Origin of the sequence: Pseudorhodoferax sp. Leaf274, assembly GCF_001422445.1 — a bacterium.
GTDB lineage: Bacteria > Pseudomonadota > Gammaproteobacteria > Burkholderiales > Burkholderiaceae_C > Pseudorhodoferax.
Genome location: NZ_LMNA01000002.1, coordinates 223,261 through 237,115, shown reverse-complemented (window position 1 = coordinate 237,115; position 13,855 = coordinate 223,261). Strand labels below are relative to the sequence as shown.

Sequence of the window (13,855 nt, the reverse complement as noted above, 5' to 3'; positions counted from 1 at the left end):
CCAGTGCATCGCAAAAACGCGTAGGCGCATGCGATGCAACGGGGGCTGCGCGTCAGCGCTTCATCGCGGTCTTATTGGCAGGCTTCGCAGGTGGGGTCGTCCACGCCGCAGAACTTCACATCGGTGGCTGACGATGCGGCCAGCGGCGCGTTCATTTGTGCGTCCATCTGGGCGCGCGCCTTGGCCGCTGCGGCGTCGAGCGCGCTGATGCCCGGCGCCGCGCTGGCACCCGACGAGACCGCGTTCAGGCGGCCCGGTGCCACGGTCGATTTCTCGGCGTGCGTGGCGCTGCGCGTGCGCAGGTAGTAGGTGGTCTTGAGGCCGCGCGTCCAGGCCAGCTTGTAGGTGTCGTCCAGCTTCTTGCCCGATGCGCCGGCCATGTAGATGTTCAGCGACTGGGCCTGGTCGATCCACTTCTGGCGGCGTGCCGCGGCTTCCACGAGCCAGGCCGGCTCGACCTCGAAGGCCGTGGCGTACAGCGCCTTGATCTCCTGCGGCACGCGGTCGATGGGCTCGAGCGAACCGTCGAAGTGCTTGAGGTCCATGACCATCACGTCGTCCCACAGGTGCAGGCGCTTGAGGTCGGCCACCAGGTAGTGGTTGATGACGGTGAACTCGCCCGACAGGTTGGACTTCACCGACAGGTTGCCGAAGCAGGGCTCGATGGAAGCGTCCACGCCGATGATGTTGGAGATGGTCGCGGTCGGCGCGATGGCCACGCAATTGGAGTTGCGCATGCCGTCCTGCTTGATCTTGGCGCGCAGGCTGTCCCAGTCCAGCGTGGCCGAGCGGTCCACTTGGACATAGGGCGAAGCACTGGGTCCCTCCCCAATGCTGTAGCCGCCGCGGGCCTCAGCGAGCAGGTTCAGCGAGTCCATCGGCAAGATGCCCTTGTCCCACAGCGAGCCCTTGAAGCTGGAGTAGCGGCCGCGTTCGGCAGCCAGCTCGGTCGAGGCCCAGTAGGCGTAGTAGCAGACGGCTTCCATCGAGGTGTCGGCGAACTGCACGGCCGCATCGCTGGCATAGGGGATGCGCAGCTCGTACAGCGCGTCCTGGAAGCCCATCACGCCCAGGCCCACGGGGCGGTGGCGCAGGTTGGAGTCGCGTGCCTTCTTCACGGCGTAGTAGTTGATGTCGATCACGTTGTCGAGCATGCGCATCGCCGTGGAGATCGTCTTCTTGAGCTTGGCGTGGTCGATGGACTTGCCGTCCGGGCCGTCCTTCAAGTGCTGCAGCAGGTTCACCGAACCCAGGTTGCACACGGCGGTCTCGGTGTCGCTGGTGTTCAGCGTGATCTCGGTGCACAGGTTGGACGAGTGCACCACGCCCACGTGCTGCTGCGGCGAGCGCACGTTGCAGGCGTCCTTGAACGTGATCCAGGGGTGGCCGGTCTCGAACAGCATCGACAGCATCTTGCGCCACAGGTCGGTGGCCGGCACGGTCTTGCTGGGCTTGATCTCGCCGCGCGCGGCGCGTTCCTCGTAGGCCACGTAGGCCTTCTCGAAGTCGGCACCGAACAGGTCGTGCAGGTCGGGCACGTTCGACGGCGAGAACAGCGTCCAGGTGCCCTTCTCCATGACACGGCGCATGAACAGGTCCGGAATCCAGTTGGCCGTGTTCATGTCGTGCGTGCGGCGGCGGTCGTCGCCGGTGTTCTTGCGCAGCTCCAGGAACTCCTCGATGTCCAGGTGCCAGCTTTCCAGGTACGTGCAGACCGCGCCCTTGCGCTTGCCGCCCTGGTTCACGGCCACGGCCGTGTCGTTGACGACCTTGAGGAAGGGCACCACGCCCTGCGACTCGCCGTTCGTGCCCTTGATGTGGCTGCCCAGCGCGCGCACGCGGGTCCAGTCGTTGCCCAGGCCGCCGGCGAACTTGGACAGCAGCGCGTTTTCCTTGATCGACTCGTAGATGCCGTCCAGGTCGTCGGGCACGGTGGTCAGGTAGCACGAGGACAGCTGCGAGCGCAGCGTGCCGCTGTTGAACAGCGTGGGCGTGGACGACATGAAGTCGAACGAGGACAGCACCTCGTAGAACTCGATGGCGCGCGCCTCGCGGTCGATCTCGCCCAGCGCCAGGCCCATGGCCACGCGCATGAAGAAGGCCTGCGGCAGTTCGATGCGCGTCTTCTTGACGTGCAGGAAGTAGCGGTCGTACAGGGTCTGCAGGCCCAGGTAGTCGAACTTCTGGTCGCGCTCGGCCTTCAGGGCCGCGCCCAGGCGGGCCAGGTCGTACTGCTGCAGCTTCTCGTCCAGCAGGTCGTTCTCCACGCCCTTCTTGATGAACAGCGGGAAGTAGTCGGCGTAGGCCGCGCCCATGTCCGCCTGCGGCACTTCGCGGCCCAGGACTTCCTTGACGATGGTGTGCAGCAGCAGACGGGCCGTGGCGTAGGTGTAGTCGGGGTCCTTCTCGATCAGCGTACGGGCGGCCAGGATGGCGGCCTTGAACACCTCTTCGAGCGGCACGCCGTCGTACAGGTTGCGCATGGTCTCGGCCACGATGGGATCGGGCTTGACGTCGGCGCCCAGGCCGGCGCAGGCATCGGCGATCAGCTGCTGCAGGTCGGCGAGGTTCAGCGCCACGCGCTCGCCGCCGTCCAGCACATGCAGCGTGGGGGCCGCCGCCGGTTGCTCCTGCTCGCCCTGGCGATGGCGCTCCTGCGCGCGGCGCTCGCGGTACAGCACGTAGGCCCGCGCGATCTCGTGGTGGCCGCCGCGCATGAGGCCGAGCTCGACCTGGTCCTGCACGTCCTCGATGTGGAAGGTGCCGCCACCCGGGCGCGAACGCATCAGCGCGCGCGTCACCGCCTGCGTGAGGTTGTCCACCACCTCGCGCACGCTGGCCGAGGCCGCGCCCTGCGTGCCATGCACGGCCAGGAAGGCCTTCATCATGGCCACGGCGATCTTGTTCGGCTCGAACGGCACGACGGCACCGTTGCGGCGGATGATCTGGTAGTGCGTCAGCGCAGTCGGCGCAGCGCTGTCGGCCACGGCGGCGCGCGAGGCTGCGGCGGTGGGGGACAGTTGCGAGGCGGATGGGAGGTGAGCTGCAGTTTGCATGGCTTCCTTGTTGTGCTGGGAGGGCGAAATCTGGCGGTATGTCGTCACCGCGGACGGGCATCGGAGCACCAGAAAAAGGGATCTGGCTGGGCCCCATATCTAGGGTCCGGCGGCATTCTAGCCACTACAGGTAGCGTGTTGTGCAGCTTTTTGTGCGGGCTTTCCTGGAACCCTGCGCAGCGCCAGCAGCGGTGCGCCAGCGCCGTGCAATAGCCAGGTTTCATGCGGCATGCCGCGCCATTCCGCCCTGCAGCCGGCATGGTTGCTGGACTTGAACGACCAGCCTTTCCTAGATGGGGGCGGGCCCGCGCACCGCAAGAGGGAACCACTGTGCCGGCCAGCCCGTGCCCTGCTGCAGCGCGGCCCAGTCGAAGCCCGGTCCGGGGTCTTGCTTGCGGCCGGGCGCCACATGCTCGTGGCCGGCCACGTGGGCGATCGGATAGCGCTGGGCCAGTGCGGCGCACAGGCTGGTCAGGGTGTCGTACTGGGCCGGCTCGAAGCGATCGCCCTCCAGGCCTTCGAGCTCGATGCCGATGGAGTCGTCGTTGCACTCGTCGCGGCCGCGCCAATGCGAGCGGCCGGCATGCCAGGCGCGCGCGTCGGCATCGACGAACTGCCACAGTTCGCCACCGCGGCGGATGAAGAAGTGCGCCGAGACCTGCAGGCCGCGGATCTGCGCGAAGTAGGGGTGGGCGTCCCAGTCGAGCCGGTTGTCGAACAGCGCCAGCACCTCGTCGCCGCCGTACTGGCCGGGTGGCAGGCTGATGGAGTGCAGCACCACGAGGTCGACCAGCGCGCCGGCCGGCCGCGGCCCGAAGTTGGGCGAGGGCTGGCGCCGCGCGAAGCGGTACCAGCCGCCCTGCCACAGCGCCTTGATGGGCTCGGGCGGCTCATTCGTCATGCGGTTCGTTGTCCTGCGGCGTGGCGATGTTGAGCCGCGCGATGCGGTAGCGGATCTGCCGCAGCGACAGGCCCAGCCGTGCCGCCGCGGCGGTGCGGTTGAAGCCGGTCTCGTGCAGCACGCGCACGAGGATGGCGCGCTCCTGCCGGTCCAGGTAGGCCTGCAGGTCGCTGGGCGTGGCCTCGTCGTCCGGCGGCAGGGGCGACAGCGTCTGGCTGGCGCTGTCGGGGAAGTCGGCGCTGAGTTCCTCGCCCTCGCTCATGGCCACGGCGCGGTGCAGCAGGTTCTCCAGTTCGCGCACGTTGCCGGCCAGCGGATGCTGCTGCAGCTCGGCCAGCAGCGCGCTGGAAGGGGGCGGCACCGGCATGCCCGACTCGTGCGCGATGCGGGCCAGCAGCGCTGCGCACAGTGCCGGCAGGTCGTCGCGCCGCTCGCGCAGCGGCGGCACCACGATCTCGATGACGTTGAGGCGGTAGTACAGGTCCTGGCGGAATCGGCCGGCCTTGACCTCGGCGGCCAGGTCCTTGTGGGTGGCGCTGACGACGCGCACGTCCACCGCGTCCTCCTGCGTGGAGCCCAGCGGGCGCACGCTGCGTTCCTGGATCGCGCGCAGCAGCTTGGACTGCATGGCCAGCGGCAGGTCGCCGATCTCGTCCAGGAACAGCGTGCCGCCGCGCGCGGCCTGGAAGTAGCCCAGCCGGTCCGCCAGCGCGCCCGTGTAGGAGCCCTTCTTGGCGCCGAAGAACTCGGCCTCCAGCAGGCTCTCGGGGATGGCGCCGCAGTTCACCGCCACGAGCGGCGCGGCGGCCCGGTGGCTGGCCGCGTGCAGGGCCTGGGCCACGAGTTCCTTGCCGGTGCCGGACTCGCCGCGCACCAGCACCGGCGCCATGCTGCGCGCCACCTTGAGGATGCGCTGCTTGACCTGGCGCATGGGTTCGGACTCGCCGACCAGCCGGTCCAGCGCAGGCACGGCGGCGCCGTTGCTGTCCGGCACGCTGCTGCGCGGTGCCGGGCGTGGGGCGGGGGCTTCCTGCTCCTGCAGGGCCGAGGCCACCACGGCGCGGAACTGCTTGAGGTCGACCGGCTTGGTCAGGTAGTCGAAGGCGCCGGCCTTCAGCGCTTCCACGGCGTTCTCGGCCGAGCCGTAGGCGGTGATGACGATGCAGCGCTCGCCGCGCTGCTGGGCGCGCAGCTCCTGCAGCAGCGTCAGGCCCAGGCCGTCGGGTAGCCGCATGTCGGTGATGACCGCGCGAAAGCGCCGCTCGCCGATTGCCGCCTGCGCCTCGGCCAGCGTGCCGGCTGTCTCCACGCGGTGGCCTTCGCGCAGCAGCGTCAGCTCGTACAGCGTGCGCAGGTCGGGCTCGTCGTCCACCACCAGGATGCTGGCGGGCGGGGGCGCGGGGGAAGCGGGCGTGTGCGGCGGCATGTCAATGCGCTGGCGTGGCGCGTGCTGCGGGTTTGGGAGGGCGGAACTGCACGGAGAACTCGTTGCCCTGCGCGCTGGCACCGTCCAGCAGGCGCGCGCTGCGCTGGTAACCGATGCTGGCGCGGTGGCGCTCGCAGAGTTCGCGGCAAATGTACAGCCCCAGCCCGCTGGAGCGGCTCTCCGACGAGAAGAAGGGCTCGAACAGGTGGCGCTCGACCGATTCCTCCAGCGGTGCGCCGTCGCTCCAAACCTGCAGGCTGGACTGGCGTTCGGCCGACAGGCGCGTCGTCACCTGGATCGCGGCCGGCCGCTCGCTGGCGTAGCGCAGCGCGTTGTCCAGCAGGTTGACCAGCACGCGGCGCAGGTGCTCGCTGTCGAAGTCCACCGGCAGGCCGTGCGTGGCCAGGTCCAGCTGCACGCGGCGGCGCTGCGGCGCGCGCTGCACCCAGTCCGCGCAGATGTCCTGCACGCTCGCGTCCAGCTGCAGGCTGGGCGGCGCGGTGCGGCCGGCCTCGGGCACGCGGGCCACGTCCAGCACCTCGTCGACGATCTTGGACAGGCGCTGCGCGTTGTGCTGGATCATCTGCGTGAGCTGGCGGTGGCCGGGCGCCTGCAGCTCCTCGTCGAGCAGCGCATTGGCCTGGGCGATGGCCGCCAGCGGGTTGCGGATCTCGTGCGCCACGGCCGCCGACATGCGGCCCATGGCCGCCATCTTCTCCGTGCGGGTGCGGGCCTCGGCCTCGCGCAGGTCGTGCAGGAACATCACGCACAACCGCTCGTGCGCGCGGCCCGGCGCCTCGGTCATGCGTGTGCGCACGCGCAGCCGCCTGGCACCGCGGCTGGCGCTGCGCAGCGTCAGGTCGGCGGCCTGCGGCGCTGCCTGGTCGAAGGTGGTGCGCGCCAGGTCGAGCAGCGGCGCCCAGCTGGGCTTGGCGTCCAGCGCCGGCCGCAGGCCCGCTGCGCCCAGGCCCAGCAGCGCGCGCGCCGCCGGGTTGGCGGTGCGCATGCGGGTGTGTGCATCGACCACCAGCACGCCGTCGGTCAGCGTCTCCATCACGAGCTGGTTCACCTGGGCCTGCAGCCGCGTGGCGTGCAGGCCGGCGAGCGCCAGCTGCTCCTCGCGCATGAGCCGCGCCGCCAGCTGGTTGGCCAGGAAGGCCACCAGCAGGTAGCCCAGGCCGGCCAGCCCGGCCTGCAGGTAGCGCCCCGTGTTTTCGGCCAGGCCGTGCACGGAGCCCCACCAGGTCTCCAGCAGCAGCAGCAAGGTGATGGCCAGCGCCATGCCGATGGCCATCGGCCGCGTGCCCAGCACCGCCGTCAGCAGCACCGGCACGCCCAGCAGCGGTGTGTAGCTGATGGTGCCGGACTGGAACATCTGCAGCAACGCGATCACCAGCACGTCCATGCCGACCGTCAGCAGCCAGGTCGGGTCCAGCGCGTGGCGCGGCAGGCGCGGGCGGGCCAGCAGGCGCATCGACAGCGCGCTGGCCAGGTACAGCGCGCACATGGCCAGCACCCAGACCGGCACGGTCTCGGTCAGCACGTACTGGGTGGCCTGCAGCAGCAGCAAGGCCAGCGCGATCGTGGCGCGCGCGGTCATGAAGCCGTACCAGGCGCGCGTCATGGCCAGGTCGCCCACCGCCGGCGCCAGCATGGCGGCCTCGCGCGGATCGAAGTCGGACGGTGGCCAGGCGTCGTCGAGGGCGGTCACGCCGGCTCAGCCCTCGATCTGGCGGCGGTGCTCTTTGCTGCAGTACACGCCGCGCGCGCTGCGCTCGGCGTCGGCCAGCGGCAGGTGCAGGCCGCAGGCGGCGCAGCGCGCCATCTCGGCGGGCTGGCCTGCGCGGCCGCGCGGCCTGGCCGGCGGCGGCGGCCGGCGCGAGCGCCACAGCCAGATGCCGAAGGCCACGACCAGCAGCACGATCAGGAATTTCATGCGGCTCCCCGGCCGATCAAGACTTCGAGCACGAAGCGCGAGCCCACATAGGCCAGCAGCAGCAGCGCCGCGCCGGCGTAGAGCACGCGCACGGCCGTGCGGCCGCGCCAGCCGAACCGGCGGCGGCCGACCAGCAGCACCGCGAAGGTGATCCACGACAGCAGCGAGAACACCGTCTTGTGGTCCCAGCGCCAACCGGCCGCGCCCGCGCCGTACAGCGATTCGCCGAACAGCCAGCCAGCCGCCAGCGTGGCCGTCAGCAGCACGAAGCCGGCCTGCACGAAACGGAAGGTGAGGCGCTCCAGCGTGAGCAGCGGCACGCCGCTGAACGAGGGGCCGGCGTCGCGCATGGCGCGCTCGCTGCGGCGCATCAGCCAGGCGTGCAGCACGGCCGCGGCGAACAGCCCGTAGCAGGCGATGCCCAGTGCCCAGTGCAGCGGCAGCCACGGCGAGGCGTTGTCGTGCATGGGCGTTCCGGGAAACACCAGGGCCATCAGCACGGCCACGGCGCCGAAACCGGCCAGCGCCCAGCGCGCCCGCAGCTGCGGGAACACATGGCTTTCGACGGCGTAGACCGTCAGCACGAGCCAGGCCGTGACCGACAGCGCCGGCGCGAAGCCGAAGCGTGGCGTGGCCGTGAACCACAGGCCCCAGCACAGCACCAGCGCGTGCAAGATCCAGGCCGGCAGCAGGGCGTGGCGGCTGCGTTCGGGCTTGACCCGCGACGCGACCGCCGCAGGCACCGCATAGGCCGCGGCGGCGGCGGCCGACAGCAGCACGGTGGCCATGGAGGCGCTCGCTAAAATCATGCGCTTGAGTTTACCGGTACGCCTTGTCGGCCCCGGCCGCTTTCCCCTCCCCGCAACCGCGCTCCGTCCGCCGGAGCAAAGGACCTCCATGGCGTCCGCCCTCACCGAAAAACTCTCGCGTCTGGTCAAGGAGATCCGCGGCCAGGCCCGCATCACCGAAGCCAACGTCACCGACATGCTGCGCGAAGTGCGCATGGCGCTGCTCGAGGCCGACGTGGCCCTGCCCGTGGTGCGCGACTTCATCGCCCGCGTGAAGGAAAAGGCGCTGGGCCAGGAGGTGCTGGGCTCGCTGTCGCCGGGCCAGGCCCTGGTCGGCATCGTCAACCGCGAGCTGGCCACCACCATGGGCCAGGGCCTGCCGGGCGCCGAGCTCAACCTGGCCGCGCAGCCGCCCGCCGTGGTGCTGATGGCCGGCCTGCAGGGCACCGGCAAGACCACCACCACGGCCAAGCTGGCCAAGCTGCTGACCGAGCGGCGCAAGAAGAAGGTGCTGACCGTCTCGGCCGACGTCTACCGCCCGGCCGCCATCGAGCAGCTCAAGACCGTCACCAAGCAGGCCGGCGCAGAGTGGTTCCCCAGCACGGGCGAGCAAAAGCCGGTGGACATCGCGCGCGCCGCGCTGGACCACGCCCGCCGCCACTACTTCGACGTGCTGCTGGTCGACACCGCGGGCCGGCTGGCCGTGGACGAGGCCCTGATGCAGGAAATCCGCGAACTGCACGCGGCGGTGAACCCGGTGGAGACGCTGTTCGTCGTCGACGCCATGCAGGGCCAGGACGCGATGAACGTGGCCAAGGCCTTCGGCGAGGCGCTGCCGCTCACCGGCATCGTGTTGACCAAGACCGACGGCGATTCGCGCGGCGGTGCCGCCCTGTCCGCCCGCCATGTGACGGGCGTGCCGATCAAGTTCGCCGGCACCAGCGAGAAGATCGACGGCCTGGAGGTCTTCGACGCCGAACGCCACGCCGGCCGCGTGCTGGGCATGGGCGACATCGTGGCCCTGGTCGAGCAGGTCACGGCCAACGTGGACATGGCGGCCGCGCAGAAGCTGGCCGCCAAGGTCAAGAGCGGCGAGGGCTTCGACCTCAACGACTTCCTGGCGCAGATCCAGCAGATGAACCAGATGGGCGGACTGTCCAGCCTGATGGACAAGCTGCCCACGCAGATGTCGGCCAAGGCCGGCCAGGTCGACATGGACCGTGCCGAGCGCGAGATCCGCCGCAAGCAGGGCATCATCCACAGCATGACGGCGCTCGAGCGCCGCAAGCCCGACCTCATCAAGGCCACGCGCAAACGCCGCATCGCCGCCGGCGCCGGCGTGCAGGTGCAGGAGGTCAACCGCCTGCTCAACGAGTTCGGCCAGATGCAGGACATGATGAAGAAGATGAAGGGCGGCGGCCTCATGAAGATGATGAAGCGCATGGGCGGCATGAAGGGCCTGGGCGGCGGCGGCATGCCCAAGCTGCCGTTCTGAGGGCTGGCGGCCGCGCCGCTACAGCGCGGCGGCTTCCTGCTCCAGCTGCGCCAGCCGGCGCGCGAGCCGTCCCACGAAGTTCTGCGTGAGCTGCGGCAGCGCGCGCTGCGCCGGCACCACGATGCCCACCTGCAGCTGGTTCAGCACAGGCAGCGCGAACGGCTTCCAGACCAGCTCGCCGCGGCGCAGCTCGCCCAGCAGCGCGAGCTTGGAGAAGGTGGTGATGCCCTTGCCCGCCATCACCATGCGCTTGACCAGTGGCGTGGAGTTGCACGTGGCGACCGGCTCCATCGCTTCCCAGAAGGCCGTGTATTCGGCCGACAGCGTGGGGCCGAACACCGGCTGCGCGCCCGAGCGGATGAACGGGTGGCGCGCGCAATCGCGCAGCGCCACGCGGTCCTGCGTGGCCAGCGGGTGGCCCGGCGGCATCACCACGCCCAGCGGCAGGTGCGCCAGGCTCACGGCCACCGCACCGGCCGGCAGCCGCGTGACGAAGCTTAGCCCCAGGTCGACCTGGCCGGACGCCACCAGCTGCGCCACCTCCATGGGCTGTGTCGAGACGATGGTGTAGGTGGCGGCTGGGTACAGCTGCGAGAAGTCTTCCACCGCGGCGGGCAGCAGGTCCTCGAAGCACGAATCCATCGCCGCCAGCTTGATGTGGCCGCTGCGCTCGCCACGCAGCGCATCGAGTTCGGTGCGCATCACCTGGTAGCCGTGCAGCGTCTCCTGCGCGTGGCGCAGCAGCCGCTCGCCGGCCGGGTTCAGCCGCATGCCGCCGGGCAGGCGGTCGAACAGCTCCGTGCCCAGCTCCTCCTCCAGGTTCAGGATCTGGCGGTTGACCGCGCTGGCCGCCACGTGCAGCCGCTCCGATGCCTTGCGCACCGAGCCGCTGCGGGCCACCTCGATGAAATAGGTGAGGACGCTGGCGTGCATGGCCCCTCAGGCGCTCAGCGCGGCGGCACGCCGGCCGACCATTCGGGCCATTGGCTGACGATGTGGTCGACCACGCGCTCGCCGACGCGCGCGATGTTCTCCACCGTCTCGGCGAAGCCGCCGGCAGTCTCGCCGGGCGCCGGGTCCAGGTGCTGCAGCGTGGTCTCGCGCGGGTTGCCCTGGTCGAAGTTGACGGCGCCGCGCAGGCTCATGATGCGGTCCGTGCCATGGGTGCGTTTGATCACCAGCGTGATTGCGGCGGCCTCCATCTCGGTGATGACGTAGTCGTCCGCGCCGTAGAGCTTGGCGATGTACTGGGCCTGCGCCGACATGCCCGGGCCGTGGAAGAAGGTGTCGCCCGTCATGTGCGTTCCCTGGCCCACGCTCGGGGCCTGGCGCGCGCGCGGCTCGGGGTAGCGCAGCCGGTAGGCGCGCGCGCTGTCGGAGTCCTTGAGTGGCGTCTTGGCCGACAGCTGCATGGCCCAGGCCAGCAGCGCGGGGTTGAGCTGAAAGCGCCGGTATTCCTCGTAGCCCTTGCGCGGCATGAAGGTCGGCGCGCCTGGCGTGTTCTCCTCGGGCGCCCAACGGTGGCCCAGGTCGTAGTCCACCAGCCAGCTGCCCCAGGACACGTCGCCGATGGTGCCGCGCGCAGGCGGCGTGCCGGCCACGCCCGTGATCAGGTAGTAGGCCTGGGAGAAGTCGAAGGCCGGATTCAGCAGGATGGCCTGCATCGAGGCCGAGGAGTTGACCTTGCCCATGCCCAACACGGCGCCGCAGACGCCATCGCTGTTGCAGTAGACGGGCGCGATGGCGCCGGGCACGCGGACGGGTGTGGCGTTCTTCCAGTAGCGCTCGTACCAGTGCTGGAACTCGCCGGCGCGGTCGCCGGTGTTCTGGCCGATCTCGAACATCGCGGCGATGAAGACCTTGACGTGCACCGGCGCTGCGGCCTGGCTGCGAATCGGCGCTGCGCTGGCCGATGGCGAGGAGGGGGAGGGGCTGGCGCAGCCGGCCAGCAGGGCGGCTGCGGCCAGCCAGGCCACGATGGATTGAGGGGCACGCAGGAGGTGCATGGAAATCGCCTTGTGATGGTGGGAATGGGACCGCATCGTAGGCAGACAGGGTGCTGCTCTCAAGCGCTGATTTTCGCGCTGGGCGTGCGCAAAAAGCGCACAGGCTGCAGAAACAAAAACGCCCCTCGGCGAGGGGCGTTTTGGGAAGGGCGACCGCTCAGGCGGCCAAGGCCAGGGGCTGCTGGCGCAGCGGCAGCTTGGCGTGCATCCAGGCGCGGCGCAGCACGGCGGGCGACCAGCTCTCTTCCGGGATCAGCAGCCAGCGCTGGCGGCGCATGGCGGCGCCCAGGTCGCTGCGGCTGGTCAGCACGCTGGCGGGGATGGCCAGCAGCAGCGGCAGGCCCACCGGGATCAGCCAGACCAGCGCGCTCGGGTCGATCAGCGCGATGCCGACGGCCAGCAGGGCGATGATGCCGCTCATGGGGGCCAGGCTGCGGGCCGCATCGCGCCAGCGCAGGGCTTCGGCGTCCCGCGGAGGCGACTTCCATTCCAGCTTCACGCCGGTCAGCGCGACCAGCACGAACAGCGAGTGGGCCAGCATGCGCACCGGCGATTGCAGCATGGCCAGCACGCTTTCCAGCGCCGCGCTCTTGACCAGGCCGGCGGTGCCGCCGTAGCGGCGTTGCTCGCCCTGGATCAGCACGGCGGCGATGCCCAAGAGGCGCGGCAGGAACAGCACGGCCAAGGTCCAGATCCACAGGCCGATCAGCTCGGCGGGAATCGCAGACAGCGCATGGCTCACGCTGGCCAGGCCGGTGGCCTGGGCATGGCCGGACAGCCACAGCGTGGTGCCCAGCGTCATGAAGGCCAGCCACAGCGGCGCCGACAGGTAGGACATGGTGCCCGTGATGAACATGGCGCGGTGCACACCGGCGATGCCGGGTTCGGCCATCAGGCGGGCGTTCTGCAGGTTGCCCTGGCACCAGCGGCGGTCACGCTGCAGCTCGGACAGCAGGTCCGGCGGTTGCTGCTCGTAGCTGCCGACCAGGTCGGACACCAGCCACACATGGAAACCGGCACGGCGCATCAGCGCGGCTTCGACGAAGTCGTGCGACATGATGCCGCCGGACAGGCCGCCCGTGCCCTTGATCGGGGCCAGTGCGCAATGTTCCATGAAGGGCTTGACGCGGATGATGGCGTTGTGGCCCCAGTAGTGGGACTCGCCCAGCTGCCAGTACTGCATGCCCAGCGTGAACAGGCGGCCGGTCATGCGCGAGGCGAACTGCTGCGCACGGGCGTGCAGGGTCTGGTGGCCGATCGATTGCGTGGCGGTCTGGATGATGCCGGCACGGGGATGCACTTCCATCAGCTTGACCATGGAGGTCAGGCAGTCGCCGCTCATGACGCTGTCGGCGTCCAGCACGACCATGTACTTGTAGTCATTGCCCCAGCGGCGGCAGAAGTCGGCCACGTTGCCGGCCTTGCGGTGCGTGCGGCGGGTGCGCAGGCGGTAGTAGACCTCGATGGACGGGGCGCCATGGCTTTCGGAGGCCAGCACGGCGCGCAGGTCTTCCCAGGCGGCGCGCTCGGCACGCTGCTTCTCGGGATCGTTGCTGTCGGACAGCACGAACACGTCGAACGCGCGGCCGTGGCCCGTGGCCAGCACCGATTCGCAGGTGGCACGCAGGCCGGCGAACACGGTGGCCACGTCCTCGTTGCAGATCGGCATGATGATCGCCGTGCGCGCGTCGCCGCCTGTCGGCATCGCGTGGTCGCGCACTTCCTTGGCCGACAGCGCATGCTTGTCGCCGCGCAGCACGACGAAGAAGCCCATCAGTGCCGTGCCGAAGCCCGACACGATCCAGGCCGACAGCAGCGCGAACAGCGACAGCTGGCCAACTTCGAGCAGCACGCTGTCGTAGTCGGGCTGCATGCTGGCGAACAGGCCGGTGGCCAGCGCGGTCGTGAGCAGCACGATCAGCATCAGCGCCATGCGGCGGCGGCTGGCGGCCTGCTGCCAGGCTTCGGGTGCAGGGGCGGCGGCTTGAACGCCGGCCGGACGCACGCCGGGCACGGACATCAGCAGCGCCGTGCCCACGCTGTTCCAGAAGCCGCGCCAGGGGCGGGGCGTCATGGAGCCGCGGTTCACGGGCGGTGCGGTGACGGAATTGGGATGGCGCTCAGCGCGCAAGGGGCTGCGCTGTTTGTCCCATGCGCGACCGACGATTTGCCGGCCGACGCGGGCGAAGTTGTGTTGGTCCATGGTGTTCTCACGGGTGGAGGAGGCGGTGGAGACAGAGCTCATAT

The 13,855-nt window shown here is 70.0% G+C and carries 10 protein-coding genes; 1 reads left to right on the top strand and 9 read right to left on the bottom strand.

Annotated features, from left to right (window positions below; genetic code table 11):
* Positions 1-71: 71 nt before the first annotated feature.
* The 6 genes from ASF44_RS06645 to ASF44_RS06620 form a co-directional block, all read right to left on the bottom strand.
* The gene (locus ASF44_RS06645) at positions 72-3,056 is read right to left on the bottom strand and encodes a ribonucleoside-diphosphate reductase subunit alpha (RefSeq protein WP_056898416.1); all 2,985 of its coding nucleotides are present in this window, start codon (positions 3,054-3,056) and stop codon (positions 72-74) included.
* 289 nt (positions 3,057-3,345) lie between these two features.
* Positions 3,346-3,957: a 1,6-anhydro-N-acetylmuramyl-L-alanine amidase AmpD gene (ampD, locus tag ASF44_RS06640; RefSeq protein ID WP_056898415.1), complete on the bottom strand. Its 612-nt coding sequence runs from the start codon at positions 3,955-3,957 to the stop codon at positions 3,346-3,348.
* Positions 3,947-5,383 carry a sigma-54 dependent transcriptional regulator gene (locus ASF44_RS06635; protein WP_056898414.1) on the bottom strand — a complete coding sequence of 479 codons (1,437 nt, stop codon included), beginning with the start codon at positions 5,381-5,383 and terminating at the stop codon, positions 3,947-3,949. Before ASF44_RS06635 ends, ampD begins: the two co-directional genes overlap by 11 nt.
* Position 5,384: 1 nt before the next feature.
* A complete protein-coding gene (locus tag ASF44_RS06630; RefSeq protein WP_235579149.1) occupies positions 5,385-7,094 on the bottom strand; it encodes a PAS domain-containing sensor histidine kinase in 1,710 nt (569 codons plus the stop codon).
* Positions 7,095-7,100: 6 nt separating this feature from the next.
* Positions 7,101-7,319 (bottom strand): PP0621 family protein, encoded by a 219-nt coding sequence (locus ASF44_RS06625; protein WP_056898413.1) that lies wholly within the window; start codon positions 7,317-7,319, stop codon positions 7,101-7,103.
* A complete protein-coding gene (locus ASF44_RS06620) occupies positions 7,316-8,128 on the bottom strand; it encodes an inner membrane protein YpjD (protein WP_056898412.1) in 813 nt (270 codons plus the stop codon). Before ASF44_RS06620 ends, ASF44_RS06625 begins: the two co-directional genes overlap by 4 nt.
* An 88-nt stretch (positions 8,129-8,216) precedes the next feature.
* Here ASF44_RS06620 and ffh point away from each other — a divergent pair, with 88 nt between their 5' ends.
* Positions 8,217-9,602, top strand: coding sequence for a signal recognition particle protein (gene ffh / locus ASF44_RS06615; RefSeq protein WP_056898411.1), 1,386 nt, complete (start codon positions 8,217-8,219; stop codon positions 9,600-9,602).
* An 18-nt stretch (positions 9,603-9,620) separates the two neighbouring features.
* On the opposite strand, the gene ASF44_RS06610 is transcribed toward ffh, so the two are convergent.
* The 3 genes from ASF44_RS06610 to mdoH all read right to left on the bottom strand — a co-directional run bounded on the left by ASF44_RS06610 (position 9,621) and on the right by mdoH (position 13,811).
* Entirely contained in the window at positions 9,621-10,535 is a 915-nt protein-coding gene (locus ASF44_RS06610; protein WP_056898410.1) for a LysR family transcriptional regulator, read from the bottom strand.
* Positions 10,536-10,549: 14 nt separating this feature from the next.
* Positions 10,550-11,608 (bottom strand): purine nucleoside permease, encoded by a 1,059-nt coding sequence (locus tag ASF44_RS06605; RefSeq protein WP_056898409.1) that lies wholly within the window; start codon positions 11,606-11,608, stop codon positions 10,550-10,552.
* A gap of 157 nt (positions 11,609-11,765) precedes the next feature.
* Entirely contained in the window at positions 11,766-13,811 is a 2,046-nt protein-coding gene (gene mdoH, locus ASF44_RS06600) for a glucans biosynthesis glucosyltransferase MdoH (protein ID WP_156374381.1), read from the bottom strand.
* Between the last annotated feature and the right edge of the window lie 44 nt (positions 13,812-13,855).